This window comes from Mycobacterium montefiorense (assembly GCF_025823255.1).
In the GTDB taxonomy this organism is placed as follows: domain Bacteria; phylum Actinomycetota; class Actinomycetes; order Mycobacteriales; family Mycobacteriaceae; genus Mycobacterium; species Mycobacterium montefiorense.
On record NZ_JACKVL010000017.1, the window covers coordinates 41,827 to 61,320 of the forward strand.

A 19,494-nucleotide genomic window follows, 5' to 3' on the forward strand; every position below is an offset into this window, starting at 1 on the left:
TCTGTCCGACGACGACCCGGGCGCACGAAAAAGCCCCGGGGGTAAACCCGGGGCTTTTTCGATTGTTGACTTAGCGGTAGTCGCTGTAGCCGTAGTCGTCCAGCGGAACCGCAGCACCGGCGGCCTGGCCGAAGTCCGGGCTGTAGTACTGATCCTCGTAGGACGGGATCGTGTACGCCGCAGCACGGGCTTCTTCGGTCGGCTGCACCTGGATGTTGCGGTACCGGTTGATACCGGTACCCGCCGGGATCAGCTTTCCGATGATCACGTTCTCCTTCAGACCGTTGAGCCTGTCGCTGCGGCAGTTGATCGCCGCATCGGTCAGCACTCGCGTGGTCTCCTGGAACGACGCCGCACTCAGCCACGAGTCGGTCGCCAGCGACGCCTTCGTGATACCCATCAGCACCGGACGGCCGGCGGCGGGCTCGCCACCCTCGGCCACCACCCGACGGTTCTCCGACTCGAACCCGGCACGCTCGATCAGCGAACCCGGCAGGAACTCGGTCGCACCCGAGTCGATGATCGTGACGCGGCGCAGCATCTGGCGAACGATCACCTCGATGTGCTTGTCGTGGATCGACACACCCTGAGCGCGGTAGACCTCCTGGACCTCGCGGACCAGGTGGATCTGCACCTCGCGGGGGCCCTGCACGCGCAGCACCTCGTGCGGGTCAGCCGAGCCTTCCATCAGCTGCTGGCCCACCTCGACGTGATCGCCGTCGGAAAGCACTCGCTCGGAACCGTCTTCGTGCTTGAACACACGCAGCCGCTGCCGCTTGGAGAGCTTGTCGTAGACGACTTCCTCGCCACCATCGTCGGGGACGATGGTGATCTTGTAGAAGCGCTCGCCGTCCTCGAGCTGAATCCGCCCGGTGACGTCGGCGATCGGCGCCTTACCGCGCGGCACCCGCGCCTCGAACAGCTCCTGCACACGAGGCAGACCGCCAGTGATGTCCTCACCGACACCACCCTGGTGGAAGGTACGCATGGTCAGCTGCGTGCCGGGCTCACCGATGGACTGCGCCGCGACGATACCGACGGCCTCGCCGATGTCCACCAGCTTGCCAGTGGCCATCGAGCGCCCGTAGCAGGTCGCGCAGACGCCGGTGCCGGTGGTGCAGGTCAGCACCGAACGCACCTTGATCTGCGTGATGCCCGCGGACAGCAGAGCCTCGATCGACGGGTCACCCAGGTCTTCACCACGCGCGACGACGACGTTGCCGGCCTCGTCAACCGCGTCGGCGCCCAAAGTCCGTGCGTACGCCGAGGTTTCGATGTACGGGTCGCGGATCAGGGTGCCGTCGGGCTGACGCTCAGCCAGCTCGACGATGATGCCACGCTCGGTCTCGCAGTCGTGCTCGCGGACGATGACGTCCTGGCTCACGTCCACCAGACGACGGGTCAGGTACCCGGAGTCGGCGGTACGCAACGCGGTGTCCGCCAAGCCCTTTCGAGCACCGTGCGTGTTGATGAAGTACTCCAGCACGGTAAGGCCCTCGCGGAACGACGACTTGACCGGACGCGGGATGAACTCACCCTTCGGGTTGGTCACCAGACCCTTCATGCCGGCCAGCGTTCGGGTCTGGGTGAAGTTACCCGTGGCGCCCGAGTCGACGATCGTGATGATCGGGTTATCGGCCGGGTAGTGCTCCCGCAGCGCCTTACCGACCTCGTCGGTGGCTTCCTTCCAGATCTCCACCAGCGCCTCGTTGCGCTCGTCGTGGTTCAAAGCACCACGCTGGAACTGCTTTTCGACCTTGTCCGCCCGGTCCTCGTAGTGGTCGAGGATCTCCTTCTTACGCGGCGGAACCAACACGTCGGCCATCGAGACCGTGACACCGCTTCGGGTCGCCCAGTAGAAACCGGCGTCCTTGAGCTTGTCGACCGTCTGCGCAACCACGATCATCGGGTAGCGCTCGGCCAGGTCGTTGATGATGGCAGCCTGCACCTTCTTGTGCATCTGCTTGTTCACGAACGCATAGCCCAGCGGCAGCAGCTCGTTGAACAGCACCCGGCCCAGGGTCGTATCGGCCGTCCACGAATCACCGGGCTGCCAACCGTTCTGACCGAACAGCTCGGCTTCAATCTCGGCCGGCGGACGCAGCTGCGTCAGCCGCACCTTGATCTTGGCCCGCACCGAGAGCACACCGCGGTCCGACGCCATGATCGCCTCGGCCGGCGAGGAATACACGCCCACCTCGGGTTGATCCTTGGCAGCCGGCTGGTATTCGCCCTCGGCCCCGTCCACCTCGGTGGTCAGGTAGAACAGGCCGGTGACCATGTCGAGTCGCGGCATGGCCAACGGACGGCCGGACGCGGGCGACAAGATGTTGTTGCTCGACAACATCAGGATGCGAGCCTCAGCCTGCGCCTCGGCACTCAGCGGCAGGTGCACCGCCATCTGGTCACCGTCGAAGTCGGCGTTGAAGGCCTCACAAACCAACGGGTGCAGCTGAATGGCCTTGCCCTCCACCAGCATTGGCTCGAAGGCTTGAATGCCGAGTCGGTGCAGGGTAGGCGCGCGGTTCAGCAGAACCGGGTGCTCGGCGATGACCTCTTCGAGCACGTCCCACACCTGGGGACGCTGACGCTCGACCATTCGCTTGGCACTCTTGATGTTCTGCGCGTGGTTGAGGTCGACCAGCCGCTTCATCACAAAGGGCTTGAACAGCTCCAGCGCCATCAGCTTGGGCAGACCGCACTGGTGCAGCTTGAGCTGCGGACCGACCACGATGACCGAACGGCCCGAGTAGTCGACACGCTTTCCGAGCAGGTTCTGCCGGAACCGGCCCTGCTTACCCTTGAGCAGATCCGACAGCGACTTGAGTGGGCGGTTACCCGGCCCGGTGACCGGACGGCCACGACGACCGTTGTCGAACAGCGCGTCGACGGACTCCTGCAGCATCCGCTTCTCGTTGTTGACGATGATCTCGGGCGCACCGAGGTCAATCAGCCTCTTGAGACGGTTGTTGCGGTTGATCACGCGGCGGTACAAGTCGTTGAGGTCGCTGGTAGCGAACCGGCCACCGTCGAGCTGCACCATCGGACGCAGCTCCGGTGGGATCACCGGCACCGCGTCGAGAACCATGCCCATCGGCGAGTTGCCCGACTGCTGGAAGGCCGCGACGACCTTCAGACGCTTCAGCGCACGAAGCTTCTTCTGTCCCTTGCCATTCCGGATGACGTCGCGCAGGATGTCGGCCTCGGCGTTGATGTCGAAGTTCTCGATCAGCTTCTGGATCGACTCCGCACCCATGGCACCGGTGAAGTACTCGCCGTAACGGTCGATGAGCTCACGGTAGAGGTTCTCGTCGACGATCAGCTGCTTGGGAGCCAGCTTGGTGAAGGTCGTCCAGATGTCCTCCAGCCGGTCCAGCTCACGCTGGGCGCGGTCGCGGAGCTGACGCATTTCACGCTCGCCGCCGTCCCGAACCTTGCGCCGTGCATCGGCTTTCGCGCCCTCGGCCTCGAGCTCGGCCAGGTCGGCCTCTAGCTTCTGCGCGCGGGCTTCCAGGTCGGCATCGCGCTGGTCCTCAACACCCTTGCGCTCCACCACCATTTCGGCCTCGAGCGTCGACAGCTCGTTGTGCCGCATCTCATCGTCGACCCCGACGATGACATACGCCGCGAAGTAGATGATCTTCTCGAGGTCCTTGGGCGCCAGGTCGAGCAGGTAACCCAACCGGCTCGGCACACCCTTGAAGTACCAGATGTGCGTGACCGGCGCGGCCAGCTCGATGTGCCCCATCCGTTCCCGACGCACCTTGGCGCGAGTCACCTCGACGCCACAGCGCTCACAGATGATGCCCTTGAAGCGCACGCGCTTGTACTTGCCGCAGTAGCACTCCCAGTCGCGAGTAGGTCCGAAGATCTTCTCGCAGAACAGGCCGTCCTTCTCTGGCTTCAGCGTGCGGTAGTTGATTGTCTCCGGCTTCTTGACCTCGCCGTAAGACCATTGCCTGATGTCCTCCGCGGTGGCCAGGCCGATACGGAGTTCATCGAAGAAGTTGACGTCGAGCACGTAACTTCCTTTCCCCTTGCGGGTTTAGTAACCAGTTAGCGCCGCGGCTACGCCGCGGTCAGGCCAGATCCTCAACGGACGCAGATTCGTTGCGAGACAGGTTGATTCCCAAGTTCGCCGCGGCACGTTCGAGGTCTTCGTCCTCGCCCTCGCGCAGTTCGATCGCCGCGCCGTCCGAGGACAGCACCTCTACGTTGAGGCACAGTGACTGCAGCTCCTTGAGCAACACCTTGAACGACTCGGGGATACCCGGCTCCGGGATGTTCTCGCCCTTGACGATCGCCTCGTACACCTTGACCCGGCCGACGGTGTCGTCGGACTTGATGGTCAAGAGCTCCTGCAGCGTGTACGCCGCGCCGTAGGCCTGCATGGCCCAGCACTCCATCTCACCGAACCGCTGTCCACCGAACTGCGCCTTACCACCCAGCGGCTGCTGCGTGATCATCGAGTACGGACCCGTGGACCGCGCGTGGATCTTGTCGTCCACCAGGTGGTGCAGCTTCATGATGTACATGTAGCCAACGGTCACCGGGTACGGGAACGGTTCGCCACTGCGGCCGTCGAACAGCCTGGACTTGCCGTCTGCGTTCACCATCACGTCGCCGTCACGGTTTGGCAGCGTGCAGGACAGCAGCCCCTGCAGCTCCTCTTCCTTGGCACCGTCGAACACCGGAGTCGACACGATCTGGTCCGGCGCGGCATGCCGCAGGTCCTCCGGCAGGTTCGCCGCCCACTCGGGGGCACCCTCGATGTTCCAACCGGCCTTGGCGACCCAACCGAGGTGAGTCTCCAGGATCTGGCCGATGTTCATCCGTCGCGGCACACCGTGGGTGTTCAGGATAATGTCCACCGGAGTGCCGTCCGGCATGAACGGCATGTCCTCGACCGGCAGGATCTTGCCGATGACGCCCTTGTTGCCGTGTCGGCCGGCCAGCTTGTCACCGTCGGAGATCTTGCGCTTCTGGGCCACGTAGACGCGGACGAGTTCGTTGACACCGGCGGGCAGCTCGTCGTCGTCCTCGCGGGAGAACACCCGAATGCCGATCACCTTGCCGGACTCGCCGTGCGGCACCTTCAGTGAGGTGTCGCGAACCTCGCGGGCTTTCTCACCGAAGATCGCCCGAAGCAGCCGCTCCTCCGGAGTCAGCTCGGTTTCCCCCTTCGGGGTGACCTTGCCGACCAGGATGTCGCCGTCGCGAACCTCGGCCCCGATGCGCACGATGCCCCGCTCGTCCAAGTCGGCGAGCACCTCGTCGGAGACGTTCGGGATGTCCCGGGTGATCTCCTCGGCGCCCAGCTTGGTGTCGCGGGCATCGATCTCATGCTCTTCGATGTGAATCGAGGTGAGCACGTCCTCTTCAACCAGGCGGTTGGAGAGGATGATCGCGTCCTCGTAGTTGTGCCCTTCCCACGGCATGACCGCCACCAGCAGGTTCTTACCGAGCGCCATCTCACCGTTTTCGGTGCAAGGGCCGTCGGCGATCACCTGTCCGGCCTCGACCCGGTCTCCCGCGTCGACGATCGGCGACTGGTTGGCGCAGGTGCCGTGGTTGGAACGGGCGAACTTGCGCATCCGGTAGGTGTGCCGGGTGCCGTCGTCAGCCATCACGGTGATGTAGTCGGCGGACACCTCCTCGATGACGCCCGCCTTGTCGGCGACGACCACATCGCCGGCATCGATCGCGGCGCGCAGCTCCATACCGGTGCCGACCAGCGGAGCCTCGCTGCGCACCAGCGGAACCGCCTGGCGCTGCATGTTGGCACCCATCAGGGCACGGTTGGCGTCGTCGTGCTCGAGGAACGGAATCATGGCCGTGGCCACCGACACCATCTGGCGCGGCGAGACGTCCATGTAGTCGACCTCGGAGGACGGCACGTACTCGACCTCGCCCGCCTTCCGGCGAACCAGCACGCGCGACTCTTCGAATCGGCCGTTCGCGTCGATCGGCGAGTTGGCCTGCGCCACGACGTGGCGGTCCTCCTCGTCGGCGGTCAGGTAGTCGATCTGGTCGGTGACCACACCGTCGACCACCTTGCGGTACGGCGTCTCGATGAACCCGAACGGGTTGACCCGCGCGTACACCGATAGCGAACCGATCAGACCGATGTTCGGACCCTCAGGGGTCTCGATCGGGCACATGCGGCCGTAGTGCGACGGGTGCACGTCGCGAACCTCGAGGCCCGCGCGTTCACGCGACAGACCGCCCGGGCCCAGGGCCGACAACCGGCGCTTGTGGGTCAGACCCGACAGCGGGTTGTTCTGGTCCATGAACTGGGACAGCTGGCTGGTACCGAAGAACTCCTTGATCGCGGCGACGACCGGCCGGATGTTGATCAGGGTCTGCGGGGTGATGGCCTCGACGTCCTGCGTGGTCATCCGCTCACGGACGACCCGCTCCATCCGGGACATGCCGACCCGGATCTGGTTCTGGATCAGCTCACCGACGGTACGCAGGCGGCGGTTGCCGAAGTGGTCGATGTCGTCGGTCTCCACCGGAACCTCGCTGCCGCCGGGAACCGTCATGGTCGGCTGGCCCTCGTGCAGGCGCACCAGGTACTCGATGGTGGCGACGACGTCTTCTTCGGTCAGCGTCGACGACGTGATCGGCTTGCCGGCGTTCAGTCCGAGCTTCTTGTTGACCTTGTAGCGGCCGACGCGGGCCAGGTCGTAGCGCTTCTCCTTGAAGAACAGGTTCTCCAGCAGGGTCTGCGCGGATTCCTTGGTCGGCGGCTCGCCTGGACGCAGCTTGCGGTAGATGTCCAGCAGCGCCTCGTCGGTACCGGCGGTGTTGTCCTTCTCCAGCGTCGACATCATGATCTCGGAGAAGCCGAACCGCTCGTGGATCTGCTCGTTGGTCCAGCCCAGTGCCTTGAGCAGCACGGTGACCGGCTGGCGGCGCTTGCGGTCAATGCGCACACCGACGGTGTCGCGCTTGTCGACGTCGAACTCCAGCCACGCACCGCGACTCGGAATCACCTTGACGCTGTGCAGCAGCTTCTCGGTCGACTTGTCGATCGACTCGTCGAAGTACACACCGGGCGACCGGACCAGCTGGCTGACCACGACGCGCTCGGTGCCGTTGATGATGAAGGTGCCTTTTTCGGTCATCATCGGGAAATCACCCATGAAGACCGTCTGGCTCTTAATCTCACCGGTGTTGTTGTTGATGAACTCGGCCGTGACGAACAGCGGCGCCGCGTACGTCATGTCCTTGTCTTTGCATTCATCCACCGGCGCCTTGACTTCGTCGAAGCGAGGGTCGGAGAACGACAGCGACATGGAGCCCGAGAAGTCCTCGATCGGCGACAACTCGTACAGCACCTCTTCGAGGCCACCGACCGGGTTGACGTCCCCGCGGCCGGAGGCGATCTCGCGCCAACGCGGCGCACCGATCAACCACTCAAACGAGTCCGTCTGCACGTCGAGTAGCCCCGGAACCTCGAGCGGTTCGCGGAGCTTGGCGAAAGATACTCGGTCGGGTGCTCCGGGCACGGAGTTGTTAGAAGAGGAATCCGTCTTGCTCTGGCGAGAAACTGCCAAGATGCATCCTTCCAGCACCTCGTGCGACTCACGAGAACCGGGGCCACCGGACCTGTTCGCCGCGAATTGTGTCGGTTAAGCCGGCGAACGATCTACCCGAGCCTCACGCGCGCAACTAAATAGCTGAGCCGCAGAGGGGGCTCAGGCTAAGACCACGGTGTCAAGTGGCGGGTGAGGTGGGCAGGAAGTAGCCAGCGCAACGTCCAACAATAGCGCAGGCGCGCGCATTCCTCAACTACCCAGTCAGGGAGATCGGCGCTGGCCGGCATCTCGACTTTCCCGCGGGTACATGCTGCCCAACAGATTGACCTGTGCACGCCCGTTCGTCAAGAGGAAGGCGCGGCAAGTTGTGTGCAAAATCCTGTGGCTGCAGTTTCGGGCACGCAGGGCCAGACCCCACCCCGCAAGTCGGGGGCGGGTAGGACGATCAGACGGTTGCGACTAGTCGCGGAATTCGTGCGTCTGGTACTTGTGGGTGCCCTCGAGGTCGTCGAGGATCGCCGCCTGCGCCTTCTTCGGCAAGGTGTGCAACATCTCGCGCACCCGGGCCTGGCGGCGAGCCACGCCCTTGCGCTCCGGCATGCCCGGCGTCGCGACGATCTGGGGTGGCACACCCTCGATCTCCTCGGTGCCGCCGGAGTGGTGACCGGCGTCGACCATCGCTTGCTCTTCGGCCATCGTCGCCTCGTCCTTCTCCTCGGACATGCCGATCGGACCGATACGGCGGCCATTGAGGAACTGGCGCACCACCGGCTCATCGCTGGTCAGCAGGACCTCGCGCGGGCCGAACATCACCAGGTGCTTGCGGAACAACATGCCGATGTTGTCCGGCACGGTGCGGGCGACGCTGATGTTGTGCGTCACGATCAGGATCGTGGCGTCGATCTGCGCGTTGATGTCGAGGATCAGCTGGCTCAGGTAGGCCGTACGGACCGGGTCCAGACCGGAGTCGGGCTCGTCGCAGAGAATGATCTGCGGGTCCAGCACCAGGGCGCGGGCCAGGCCGGCACGCTTGCGCATACCACCGGAGATCTCGCCGGGGAACTTTCTTTCGTCACCGCCGAGGCCGACCATCTCGAGCTTCTCCATGACGATGTCACGGATCTCGCTTTCCTTCTTCTTGGTGTGCTCGCGCAGCGGGAAGGCGGTGTTGTCGTAGAGATTCATCGAACCGAACAGCGCGCCGTCCTGGAACAGCACACCGAACAGCGTGCGGATCTCGTAGAGCTCCTTGGCCGAACACTCAATGATGTCGGTGCCGTCGATGACAATCGAGCCACGTTCCGGACGAAGGAGGCCGATCAAGGACTTCAAGAACACGGACTTGCCGGTACCCGACGGGCCCAGCAAAACGCTGACCTCCCCAGAGGGGATATCCAGGGTCACGTCTTCCCAAATCCTCGAGGATCCGAAGGACTTGGTCAGACCACTGACCTCGATAGCGACGCCCATTGGAATCCTTCCGTCGACACCTGCTGCCACCTGCCCCTTTGTGTAGCTTGAGTCACTGTAGCGCACGCCCGGGACCGCGCAGCATGGTTGCACAGCACCGGAGTGAAAAATTCGCTGACCTGAGACCCGCCCTGCACGGAGGCTAGTGGTCATGGCCGTGCCGGTAAAGGGCTCAGGTGGCCCGAGCCCAGTTTCCGTGGAAACCCATAGGTATGCGCTGGGGCAGGTGAACGGTCGCAACCGACTCGAGAGTCTGGGCGTCCAGCAACAGCAATTGCCCTTCGTCACGGCCACGGTGATATCCGTAACCCATCAGGACGCCGTCGTCTTCGGCCCGCTCCTTTGTGCCGTTTGCGGGATTCGACACAAAGGACATCTCGCCGATCAAAACGTCGGGGTCCAGGGTCGCGGCCGAGCTCGATCCCGTCGCGTAGTCGTGCTTGTAGAGCGCCGAGGTCATCTCGGTCATGCCACCGGACAGGTAGCCGCCATCCATCCCAACGGCGTAGCCGAATCGGTGCCGCCCACCCAGCAGGGTCTCGTCGATGCGCGGGAACTCCTGCGGGCGATCGTCGCGGCATTCGGTAGTCACTGCGCCGGTCGTCAGGTTGATGGTCCAGCGCTCCAGCACGGGTCGGCTGTCGCCGGGACCCCGCAGGTCGGCTTCGAACATCCGCGCGTAGCTGACAACGTCGAGCACCAGGACCTCTTCCTTTTTTCGGGCGCCGTCACGCATCTCCGAGTAGGCGTTGAGCGGGTGGAAGACGTAGCAGGGTTCGATATCGAACCAGCGCACGTCCGCGTTGCCGCCTTCCCGGGGCATCACCCCGATGCGCGCCGGGTAGCTGTCCTTCCAGCTGTAGGGCATCCGATGAATGGGTTGCTGATTGCTGTTCAGCGCCGTCATCAGCGGACTGGGAATCCGGACCCGACCGAGCACCGACTGCAGCACCAGGCGGGCCGGCAAACTCAGCCAGCGCGGGGCGTTGGCCGGCAGCACCTGCGCCGGGTCGAACGTCACCGGCAGGTCGTAGATCACCACGTACTTATCCGTCAGCGAGAAGTCATGCATCATCGGCGACCCGGTCACCTCGATGTCGACGGTGCGCCGCGCATGGCCGGCGGTGTCGATCACCGAGTACTGCACGGTATGCCCGCGGCCGAAGCTATAGGACACCGCGTGCAGTTCGCCGGTGCGCGGATCCCGGTGCGGGTGAGCGGTGTAGCCGCCGAACAGCGTTCCGTCGAAGTCGCATGGGCCGACTGTGTCGAGGTCGTCGGTGAGCTGGTAGTTGGCGCCACCCCCCTCGACGAGCGCCAACGTGCGCCCCGCGTGGGTCAGCACGTTGGTGTTGGGGCCGACCGACAACATCCCGGCCCGTGCATTCAGACCCTTGGGCTCGGGCTCGCCCAGCGCGGCGGACGTGGATGGGGTGCGGACCCAGCGGTTGCGATACCAGCAGGCCTTGCCGTCGCGTAAGGCCACGCCGTGCACCATCGCGTCGCCGGTGAACCAGTGATAGGTGGCCGGGTCGACCTCCGCGGCTGGGTTGGGCCCGTTACGCAGGTAGCGCCCGTCCAGGTGCTCCGGGATCTGCCCGGTGACATGCAGGTCGGTCGCGGTTACCTCAGCGGCGACGGGCGCCAGGAAGCCCTCGAGATACGGGTTCTCGGATTTAGCGGTTTGGGTGGAAGTCATGGCCGAACTCCTATAACATTGATATTTCAGCGTTATTGAGACGGTACGCCGGCGGTGAGAAGATGGCAAGGCCTCATCGGAGATGGTTGGAGAGATGGCTACGGAAATTCAGCGCGGTGTCCGCGACGAGATGCTGCACGCCGCGGTTGCCCTGCTCGACGAGCACGGGCCCGACGCATTGCAGACCCGCAAGGTGGCCGGCGCCGCGGGGACCTCGACGATGTCGGTGTACACCCACTTCGGCGGGATGCAAGCGCTGATCGCAGCGGTCGCTGACGAGGGGTTGCGGCAATTCGACGAGGCGTTGACGGTGCCGCCGTCCGACGACCCGGTCGCCGACCTGTTCATTGTCGGCGGCGCCTACCGCCGCTATGCCATCGAGCGACCGCACATGTATCGGCTGATGTTCGGCAGCACCAGTGCGCACGGCATCAACGCCCCCGCGCACAACGTCCTAACGCTGACGCTCGCCGAGATCGAGGAGCGCTATCAGAGCTTTGCGCACGTGGTGCGCGGCGTGCACCGGTGCATGCAGGCCGGGCGGATCACTGTCGGCTCGGCAGAAGACGATGCTGCCGTCGTCGCCACCGCGGCGCAGTTCTGGGCGTTGATCCACGGGTTCGTGATGCTAGAACTCGCCGGCTACTACGGCGACGACGGCTCGGCCGTCACCCCGGTGCTCGGCGCCATGACGTCAAATCTTCTTGTCGCGCTGGGAGATTCAACGGAGCATGTGGCTCAATCGCTGCAGTCCGCGATCTCGGCCTGAGCACACGAAACCCCCGGGAACCTAGTAGCTGGCCAGCTACTAGGTTCCCGGGGGTTTGCGCGAGTTGAACTACTTGACGCTGACGGTCGCGCCGGCGGCCTCGAGCTTGCCCTTGGCCTCCTCGGCAGCTTCCTTGGCGACCTTCTCCAGCAGCGGCTTGGGCGCGCCGTCGACCAGGTCCTTGGCCTCTTTGAGGCCTAGGCCGGAGACGATCTCGCGGACAACCTTGATGACGCCGATCTTCTTGTCGCCAGCGGCTTCGAGGATGACGTCGAACTCCGACTGCTCCTCGGCGGCCTCGGCGGGCGCGCCACCGGCGGCGGCACCACCTGCAGCAGCGACGGCGACCGGAGCGGCCGCGGTGACCTCGAAGGTGTCCTCGAACTTCTTCACGAACTCCGAGAGCTCCAACAGGGTCATTTCCTTGAAGACGTCAAGCAGGTCGTCGGTGGAGATTTTTGCCATGGTGTGGGTCCTTCCTGAATTTGGGTTTTTGGGTTATTCGGCGTCGGCGGATGTCTCGGCGGGTGCCTCCGCAGCGGGTGCCGCGTCGGCCGGTGAATCGGCGGGTGCTGCGGCAGCGGGTGCTTCCGCAGCTGGTTCGGCGGCCGGGGTCGTGGCCGGCTCGGCCGCCTTCTTCTCCTGCAGGGCGGCCGCGAGGCGGGCGAACTGCGAGGCCGGCGCGTTGAATAGGCCGGCGGCCTTGGCGAGGTTGCCCTTCATGGCACCCGCCAGCTTGGCCAGCAACACCTCGCGCGATTCCAGGTCGGCGATGCGCTCGACTTCGGCCACCGTCAGCGCGTGGCCGTCCATGTAGCCACCCTTGATGACCAGCGCCTTGTTGTCTTTGGCGAAGGTCTTGATGGCCTTGGCGGCGTCGACGGGCTCGCCGCTGACGAACGCGATGGCCGTCGGGCCTACGAACAGCTCGTCGAGACCTTCGATCCCCGCTTCTGTCGCAGCCCGCTTGATCAGCGTGTTCTTGGCCACGGTGTAGGTGGCCGATCCAGACAACGAGCGGCGCAGCTCTGCCAGGTTGGCAACCGTCAGGCCCCGGTATTCAGTGATGACGGTCGCGGTCGAGGTGCTGAACTGCTCGACAATGTCCGCAACGGCGGTGGCCTTGTCGGCTCTGGCCATGCATACCTCCTCGGTGAAAAGTCACGGTTAGACGTGTCGTCTGTGATCACCCGAGGAACGACGAACGCCCCGGCGCAGGAAGCAGCACGGGGCGTTGGGATACACCGGCACAGGTGCCGGCGGTAATGCCTCGTCCTCCTGCGTGGGCCGCCGGGATGTCCCGGACCTTCGACCGATTGCTCGGTGACCGACGGTCTTCGGTGGATCGGGACCAAGAATAGCGTGACAAGCTCTGGTCACCAAAACGGCGAATCTCAGGTGACGGCGACACTCAGCAGAGCCAGCAGGGCCAGCAGCACCAGCACCCGCAGCCAGTGCAGACGGTCCCAGCGCGCCGCAAGCTCGCGCGATATCTCACCGGTGGCCGGCCACTTCGCGATGCGATTGTTGATCGGCACCAACATCGTCACCGTCAACAGCACGGCGGCGGCCATCAGACCCGCGGCGACGCCACACAGCCAGCCGGCCGTCCCGCCCCACGCGCGGACGGCGGCGACGGCCAGGACCAACAGGGTGCCCATGTACCAGAACGGCATCACCGCACCCAGGACCCGCGCGGCCCGCCCGCGCGCCGCGCGGAAGGCATCGTCGGGCAGCCGCGCGAACAGTGGGTTGAAGAACGCGGCGACCGATAACTCCACCCCCACCATCGGGCCGGTGACCATAACCGCAACCGCGTTCAGAATGTCGCTCATCAGAACGACCCTGGCTGTTATGCTGCCAAATATCACGGTATTGACAAATTAGTCAGTATAGCTGCGAGGCTGGGAACTGCAATGCCAGTATCAAAAAAGGAAGTCGGCGACTGCCCGATCGACGCCGCGCTGTCGGTGATCGACGGCCGCTGGAAGGGCACCATCCTTTGGCGGTTGTACGACGGACCGCTGCGCACTGCCGAGCTGCGGCGCAGCATCCCGGGCATCACCGAACGGATGCTGATCCGTCACCTGCACGAGCTGGTTGACGCCGGGATCATCCAGCGCCACGACGCCCGCACCGTTCCGCCCTGCGTGCACTACTCGATTTCCGAGTACGGATTGACGCTGGGCCCGGTGCTGGCGAGCTTGTGCGACTGGGGACGAAAGCACATGCAACGCAACGAAGTTGGTTAGGCTCCCGCAAGCCGGGCCGCACCAATCAGGCCGGCCTCGCCGCCGAGAGCGGCCGGCACCACGCGCAGACCGGACAGAAAATCCAGCCCGGCGTAACCGGCCAGCGCCGCGCGCAGCGGGTCGAACAGCAGGTGCCCGGATTTGGCCACGCCTCCCCCGATGATGACAAGGTCCAGGTCGCAAACCGCCGCCACCGACGCGATCATCATCGCGAGCGCGGTGGCGCCCCTGTCGAACGCACGCAACGCGACCTCGTCGCCGGCCGTCGCCGCGGCGGCCAGCTCGCGGGCGTCGGCTGAGCGCGGTGCGGACCAGCCGTGAGCCCGCGCCCAGCGCACCAGCCAGGGTCCGGCCGCCACCGTTTCGACGCAGCCGCGGCCCCCGCAGGTACACGGCTCGCCGTCTTGTTCGATCACCACGTGACCGACGTGCCCGGCATTGCCGCTGCGCCCGGGATAGGGCGCCCCGTCGAGCACCAATCCGCCGCCCACACCGGTCGACACCACCATCGCCAACAGGAAGCGCGCACCCCGCCCCGCGCCGAGCCAGTGTTCGCCGAGTGCCATGCATACGCCGTCGCCGCCCAGCCGTACCGGCACGCCGGGCACCGCGGCGGCGACCCGGTCCCGTAGCGGAAACCCTTGCCAGCCCTCGATGTTGATCGGGCTGACCGTTCCGCTGTGCAGGTCGATGGGGCCCGCCGAGGCGATGCCCACCGCACGCACCACACCGTCGGCCGCCGCCAACGCCTCGGCGATCATCGCGGCGACCACTGCCCACACCTGATCGGCTGAACCGCCTGCCGGGGTGGGCCGGGTCGCGGTGTACACCAGCGACCCTTCGGAATCAGCAAGGCCCACAGCGATTTTCGTGCCACCGATGTCCAGGCAGAGAGTGAGCATGGCGGATCAGTGCCGATGGGTGTTGTCGGGTTGGCGCGGGTCGCCGGGGTGCTCGTAGCCCGGAGCAAGCTCGACCAGTGCGGACCGTCGGGCATCCAGCCACATCCGGAAGGCACGGCGCCGCGCGGCGCCACCCAAGTGCTCGGTGATCGCGGACCGGACCTGGGCCAGCGGCGGCGCGACGGACGACGGCGCGAGCCAGCCGTGCTGGTCGGGGCGCGCCGCGGCGAACCGCAGCGGATTGCGGGCGTGGTAGTCAGCCACCTCGCGATCGCTGACCCGGACCGCCGAGGTCACGTCGGCGAACAGCGCCCGGGCCCGCGGGTCCCCCAGCGCCGCCGCTGCCACGCTGCCGATCTCCAGCCGAGCCGTCACGTCGGGCAGCAGCTCGTCCTCGGCCGGTGCGCCGTGCGCGGTCAATCCGCGGGCTGCGATCTCAGCCGCGAGCACGCGTTCAGTTACCAGCAGTGCGTCAGCCAGCGCCGCAGTTGGCGGCCCTCGCTGGTGCGGCTGGCCGGCAGCGCGGCAGCGGCTGGGCCGTTGCGCAGTCGCGCCTCGGCCGCGTCGACTTCCTCGACCGCGACGGGCGTGCCGGCGACGGTAGCAACCGGGTGCACGCTCATGTCACGGTCACCTTGACCGCGGGCGAATAGACCAGCCGGCCGGCACAGCCGACCCGGATCAGGGCCCACCATTCGCCGGGTTCCAACCACACGGGCGGGCTGACGTCGAAGCCGAGTTCGACGGTGCCGCGGGCCGGCAGCACCGTACCGAGGCTGGCCGGACCGATCCACTCCCAGGTGCCCCAGGGGCTGATCAGATGCGCCTCGGCCGACAGGTCCGCCCGGGCATGGCTGCCGATCGTCACAGCCAGGCAGGCCGTCTCGCCGCCGCGCAGCGCGATCTGGTCGGGCCCGTCGACGAGGTAGACCAGCTCGGTGTCCTGGCCCGCGCCGACCTCCACGACGCACACATCCTCGACCGTCTGCCGCCAAGCGGCCGGAACCTTGTCGCCGGTGATGCGCAACTGCACCCGCAGCGGGTACAGCCCGGGCGCGGCATCGGCCGGAATTGCCAGCCCCACATCGGCCTCCCGGTGCTCGCCGCAGCCCAGCGTGAACGGTAACTCCGCGGGTGTCGCCGTCCAGCCGTCCGGACACGTCAGTACAACAGCGCCGTGCAGCTGCGCGTCGGTGCAGTCGCTGGCCGCGGTAACCCGCAACGCCAGCTCAGCACCCGGCTCGGCGGTGACCCGCTGCGGGTGCAGATGCGCGACGGCCGGCAGGCCGCCCAGGGGTGCGGGCCCGCGATTGTGCAGCCAGTAGCGCGCATACAGCGGCTGAGCGATCTCGGCGTCCGGGCCCAGTGCGCTGGGCTCGTCGAATGCCTTGGGGATCTTTAGCCGGGCCAGCACGGTGGCGACCTGGTACCCGTGCAGTTCCACCGATCGCTTGCGCGACCGCGGTGCCTCCAGCAGGTCGGCCAGCTGCATTCCGCCCAGCTTGCCGAGCGGGCAGCCGATCGAGACGCGGGCGCGCGAACCCGTCGTTTCGACCAGCCGCAGTGCCACCGCGCCCGGGTCGACGGGCTCGGCACGACCGGCAGTCAGTGGGTTGCCGGCCGCCTTGAACGCCCCGAGATGCACCGTGTCGGCGGGCTCGACGTGCAGCAGCGATCCGGTCGGCGCCAGGTCGCCTCGTCGCTGGTTCGGGAATACCGCGCGCAGCGGATGGGAGAACTGCGCGCTACGGGTCGGGATCTCGGCGTGCCGCCAGTCGCCGTCCCCACCTGCCAGTGCGTAGTCGAAATGGTGTGTCCAGTGCTGAAGTTGGAAGTTGGAGCCGTCGGGTGCGGTGCGGCGCGGCTCGTCGATCCAGGTGCCCGACGGCCAGCCGGTGCAGGACCGCAATAGCGCGGTGTGCAGCGTGCCTTCGGTGTCGACGGCGAAGCTCGGCACGCCGCGATTTAGCAACGCGACTGTGCGGGATTCGAACTGTTGGGTACCGGGCCCGGCCTGTTGTTTGACGACGATCTCGGCGTCATCGAGATCAGCTGTTACGGAAGCGATCTCGGCGTCGAGGCGGCTGTCGTCGGCGCCGTCGATCACCAGCACAGGCAGCGCAAGCACCGCACTCAGGTTGGCGCCGGGCACCCAGGCCGCCGCCAACGGCGCCGCCGCCGGCACCCACACCCGAGCCCGGCCGGTCTTCGCCAGTTGGCTAACGAGCTCTTTGGCATACACCGGATTGGCCTCGGCCAGAACCGCTTTCGTGAATTCGTTGCGGTCCGGGCCGCCGAGCGCGATGCGGACATCGGGCAGGTTGGAGTCAACCGCGAGGTTGCCGTAGCGAGGTTTGCCGGCGCCGCTGCAGGTGGCCGTGACGCCGGCGCGGACTAGCGCGACCATCAGCCCACGCGCCAGCGGGCCGGACGCAGTTTCCGACGGTGACACCACTTCGGCCACCGATATTGCACGAATATCGTTGTCTCCCAATCGAATCCTGGCAGCCGATGAAAGCCCGAACCAGCTGTATGCCGGGTTGTCCAGCGTCCAGGGCAGATGCTCGGTGTCGACCGACCGCGACCCTTCGTGCAGCAACGCGAACCCTCGGCCGACGACGGCGTCGCCCACCTCGCTGACCGGCATGGCGCCCGGCACCGGACACGGCCAGCGCAGCCGCAGCAACCGATCCTCGCCAGTGAACTCGTCGATGGTGGTGCGGCAGTCAACCCGGGCCACGCCGCGCCACAACGTCAAGGTCTGGGTGTAGCGCAGCATCTCGCCAATCCGGCCGTGCACGACGAGTCGCTGACCGAGCGGTCCGTGGTAGGCCCGCACCTGCGCCGGCGATTCCGACGAGCACACCACCGGCCCCTTGGGCAGCAGATGCCAAGGACCCTCACCCTGCTGCGGGTGTGCGGAATATTCGTCGTAGACGGCGAGTTCGTTGCCCACCCGTCCCTGCGCGATCAGCTGATGGCCGTCCTGAACGAGCGACACCACCGCCCCGCCCCTAGCCGGATCGGCGGCCAACCGGTAATGCTCATTTTCAATCTGGTGCCCGGACAGCGGTTCCCAGCCGGTGACCTGGTCCGCGGGAACCAGCCGATAGGCCCGCCAGCCCAGCGACGGGACGTCGCGAGCCAACCAGCTGACCGACCGACCATCATGCTCGACCAGCGCCGGCAGCTCAGCACCGCCGGCGTCGAGCACCCGCGCCCCGGCGGCCAGCGGCGGATCAACCCGGGCGGTGACGACGTCGGTGCGCTGGTGTGTCAATGCGTTCCACACCACGACGGCATCCGCCGGGCTGTCGATTGCACGCGACAGCGCCGCCAACGAGTTGTCGCGGACCACGCGACCCAGCTCCCACGCGTCGCGCCAACCGGTCAGCAGGTCGAGGTACACCTGATCGGATTCGGAGCCGGTGATCGCGTCGTGGTGCGCCCCGTAGGCCAGCTGCACCCACGCCTTGGCCAAGGCGGCATGCGGGTAGTCGGCGCCGGTCATCAGCGCGGCGAACACCGCGTAACGCTCGCCATCCAGCACCGCCGTTTCGGCTGCCCGGTTGGCCTGCTTGGTGTCGATGTAGGAGACGTCCTTGCCGGTGTAGATCGGGTTCATGTCGCGCGTTTGCGGCGACGGCACCGACCCCCGCTCGTCCAGCTCGGCGCGCACCGCGGCGAAGAACTCGCGCGGTGTCGCGCACACGAATCGCGGCCAGGTGTAGCGCGCGGCCCAATCGCGGTGGATTTCGGTGACCCACTTGTTCGGCGGGGTGTAGTCGGTGCCGACGGGCAGCAGTACGTTGCGTGTCAGCGCGACCCTCTTGAGCTGATCGAACAACGCATAGGTGGACTGCTCGGCCTCGGCCAGCGAGGCCGACGAATCCATCCCCCAGCCCGCGCCGTAGTGCGCCGGCATGTAGTGGGTGAGCAGACCGCGGCCGGATGGGGAGATCCATTCGAACTCGCTGCAGAATTGCATGCCCTCGACGCCGCCTGAGTGGGTCGGGCCCCACTGGTGGTGCGGTCCGCGAGCCCACGAACTCGACGTCAGCCCGGCATCGGCGGCCATCCCGGGAAACTGCGGGTCGTGGCCGAACACGTCGAGCTGCCATGCCGTCGCCGGGTCAGCACCCAGCACGTCGCGCTGAAAACCAATGCCGTGCACCAGGTTTCGGATCGTCGTCTCCGGGCTGGTGAGGTTGGTGTTGGGTTCGTTGTAGGTGCCGCCCATGATTTCGACTCGACCGTCGGCGATAAAGCGCCGAAGATCGGCACGGTCCTCGGGGTGGGTGTCCCAGTACGGCTTGAGGTAATCCACCTCCGCGAGCACGAACTTGTACTCGGGCTCGCGGCGGGCCATTTCCAAGTGCGCATGCACCAATTCGAAAGCGTTGGCTTGTCGACCAGGCGGGTCTTCGCGCCATTCGCTGGTGTAGGCGCCTTGCGTGTTCCACCAGACCGGGTCGTAGTGGAAATGGCTGACCATGTACATCGTCCAGCCAGGCTCGGCCACGGTGAACTCGAACTGCGCGCTGGCGCCGCCGGCACGCACCCGAGCGGCCCGCCGTTGCCCGACGACCGGCCTGCGCACCGTCACCGGAATCTCGACGATCTCGTCGCCCACGCTGGCGAGCCCTTGCCCGCTCAGGCCGTCGCCGTCGATACGGATCGGCGTCGGCTCTGCTACCTCGCCGACAACAACCCGGGCCAGCTGTAATGGCACTTCGGGCGGCCCGACGAACAGTTCGGTCGACTGCGCCGAAACCAGCTGCATGCCCGCACCTTAACTCGCGGCCGCCTGGTCGGTGCGATCAGTGATCCTGCACGTCATCAATTCAGTTGGTGCGCC

The 19,494-nt window shown here is 66.2% G+C and carries 11 protein-coding genes and 1 pseudogene; 2 read left to right on the forward strand and 10 right to left on the reverse strand.

All coding sequences use genetic code 11. The features are described from left to right. Positions 1 to 70: 70 nt before the first annotated feature. The 4 genes from H7K34_RS20075 to H7K34_RS20090 all read right to left on the reverse strand — a co-directional run bounded on the left by H7K34_RS20075 (position 71) and on the right by H7K34_RS20090 (position 10,713). Positions 71 to 4,021 carry a DNA-directed RNA polymerase subunit beta' gene (locus H7K34_RS20075; RefSeq protein WP_264063842.1) on the reverse strand — a complete coding sequence of 1,317 codons (3,951 nt, stop codon included), beginning with the start codon at positions 4,019 to 4,021 and terminating at the stop codon, positions 71 to 73. 58 nt (positions 4,022 to 4,079) lie between these two features. After that, positions 4,080 to 7,562 carry a DNA-directed RNA polymerase subunit beta gene (gene rpoB, locus H7K34_RS20080; protein ID WP_372510820.1) on the reverse strand — a complete coding sequence of 1,161 codons (3,483 nt, stop codon included), beginning with the start codon at positions 7,560 to 7,562 and terminating at the stop codon, positions 4,080 to 4,082. Positions 7,563 to 8,003: 441 nt separating this feature from the next. Then, positions 8,004 to 9,014 (reverse strand): ABC transporter ATP-binding protein, encoded by a 1,011-nt coding sequence (locus tag H7K34_RS20085; RefSeq protein ID WP_201263619.1) that lies wholly within the window; start codon positions 9,012 to 9,014, stop codon positions 8,004 to 8,006. A gap of 172 nt (positions 9,015 to 9,186) precedes the next feature. Further along, positions 9,187 to 10,713 (reverse strand): carotenoid oxygenase family protein, encoded by a 1,527-nt coding sequence (locus tag H7K34_RS20090; protein WP_264063844.1) that lies wholly within the window; start codon positions 10,711 to 10,713, stop codon positions 9,187 to 9,189. 94 nt (positions 10,714 to 10,807) lie between these two features. Here H7K34_RS20090 and H7K34_RS20095 point away from each other — a divergent pair, with 94 nt between their 5' ends. Further along, complete coding sequence (locus tag H7K34_RS20095) at positions 10,808 to 11,482, forward strand: TetR/AcrR family transcriptional regulator (protein ID WP_264063845.1); 675 nt, start codon at positions 10,808 to 10,810, stop codon at positions 11,480 to 11,482. Between the two features lie 69 nt (positions 11,483 to 11,551). On the opposite strand, the gene rplL is transcribed toward H7K34_RS20095, so the two are convergent. The 3 genes from rplL to H7K34_RS20110 all read right to left on the reverse strand — a co-directional run bounded on the left by rplL (position 11,552) and on the right by H7K34_RS20110 (position 13,317). Beyond that, positions 11,552 to 11,947, reverse strand: coding sequence for a 50S ribosomal protein L7/L12 (gene rplL / locus H7K34_RS20100; protein ID WP_108926229.1), 396 nt, complete (start codon positions 11,945 to 11,947; stop codon positions 11,552 to 11,554). A gap of 33 nt (positions 11,948 to 11,980) precedes the next feature. Continuing rightward, entirely contained in the window at positions 11,981 to 12,622 is a 642-nt protein-coding gene (gene rplJ / locus H7K34_RS20105) for a 50S ribosomal protein L10 (protein WP_264063846.1), read from the reverse strand. A 254-nt stretch (positions 12,623 to 12,876) separates the two neighbouring features. Beyond that, a complete protein-coding gene (locus H7K34_RS20110; protein WP_264063847.1) occupies positions 12,877 to 13,317 on the reverse strand; it encodes a DUF1772 domain-containing protein in 441 nt (146 codons plus the stop codon). An 81-nt stretch (positions 13,318 to 13,398) separates the two neighbouring features. On the opposite strand from H7K34_RS20110, the gene H7K34_RS20115 reads away from it, so the two are divergent. Further along, on the forward strand, positions 13,399 to 13,734 hold the full coding sequence (locus H7K34_RS20115) for a winged helix-turn-helix transcriptional regulator (RefSeq protein WP_264063849.1): 336 nt from the start codon (positions 13,399 to 13,401) through the stop codon (positions 13,732 to 13,734). Here H7K34_RS20115 and H7K34_RS20120 read toward each other — a convergent pair. The 3 genes and pseudogenes from H7K34_RS20120 to H7K34_RS20130 form a co-directional block, all read right to left on the reverse strand. Beyond that, positions 13,731 to 14,636, reverse strand: a complete 906-nt coding sequence (locus H7K34_RS20120) for an ROK family protein (RefSeq protein WP_264063850.1) — start codon at positions 14,634 to 14,636, stop codon at positions 13,731 to 13,733. The two genes, H7K34_RS20115 and H7K34_RS20120, sit on opposite strands and share 4 nt — an antisense overlap. Positions 14,637 to 14,642: 6 nt before the next feature. Then, positions 14,643 to 15,259 (reverse strand): annotated as a pseudogene (locus H7K34_RS20125) (DUF7158 domain-containing protein). Further along, on the reverse strand, positions 15,256 to 19,419 hold the full coding sequence (locus tag H7K34_RS20130) for a glycoside hydrolase family 38 N-terminal domain-containing protein (RefSeq protein ID WP_264063851.1): 4,164 nt from the start codon (positions 19,417 to 19,419) through the stop codon (positions 15,256 to 15,258). Before H7K34_RS20130 ends, H7K34_RS20125 begins: the two are co-directional and overlap by 4 nt. Positions 19,420 to 19,494 lie beyond the last annotated feature (75 nt).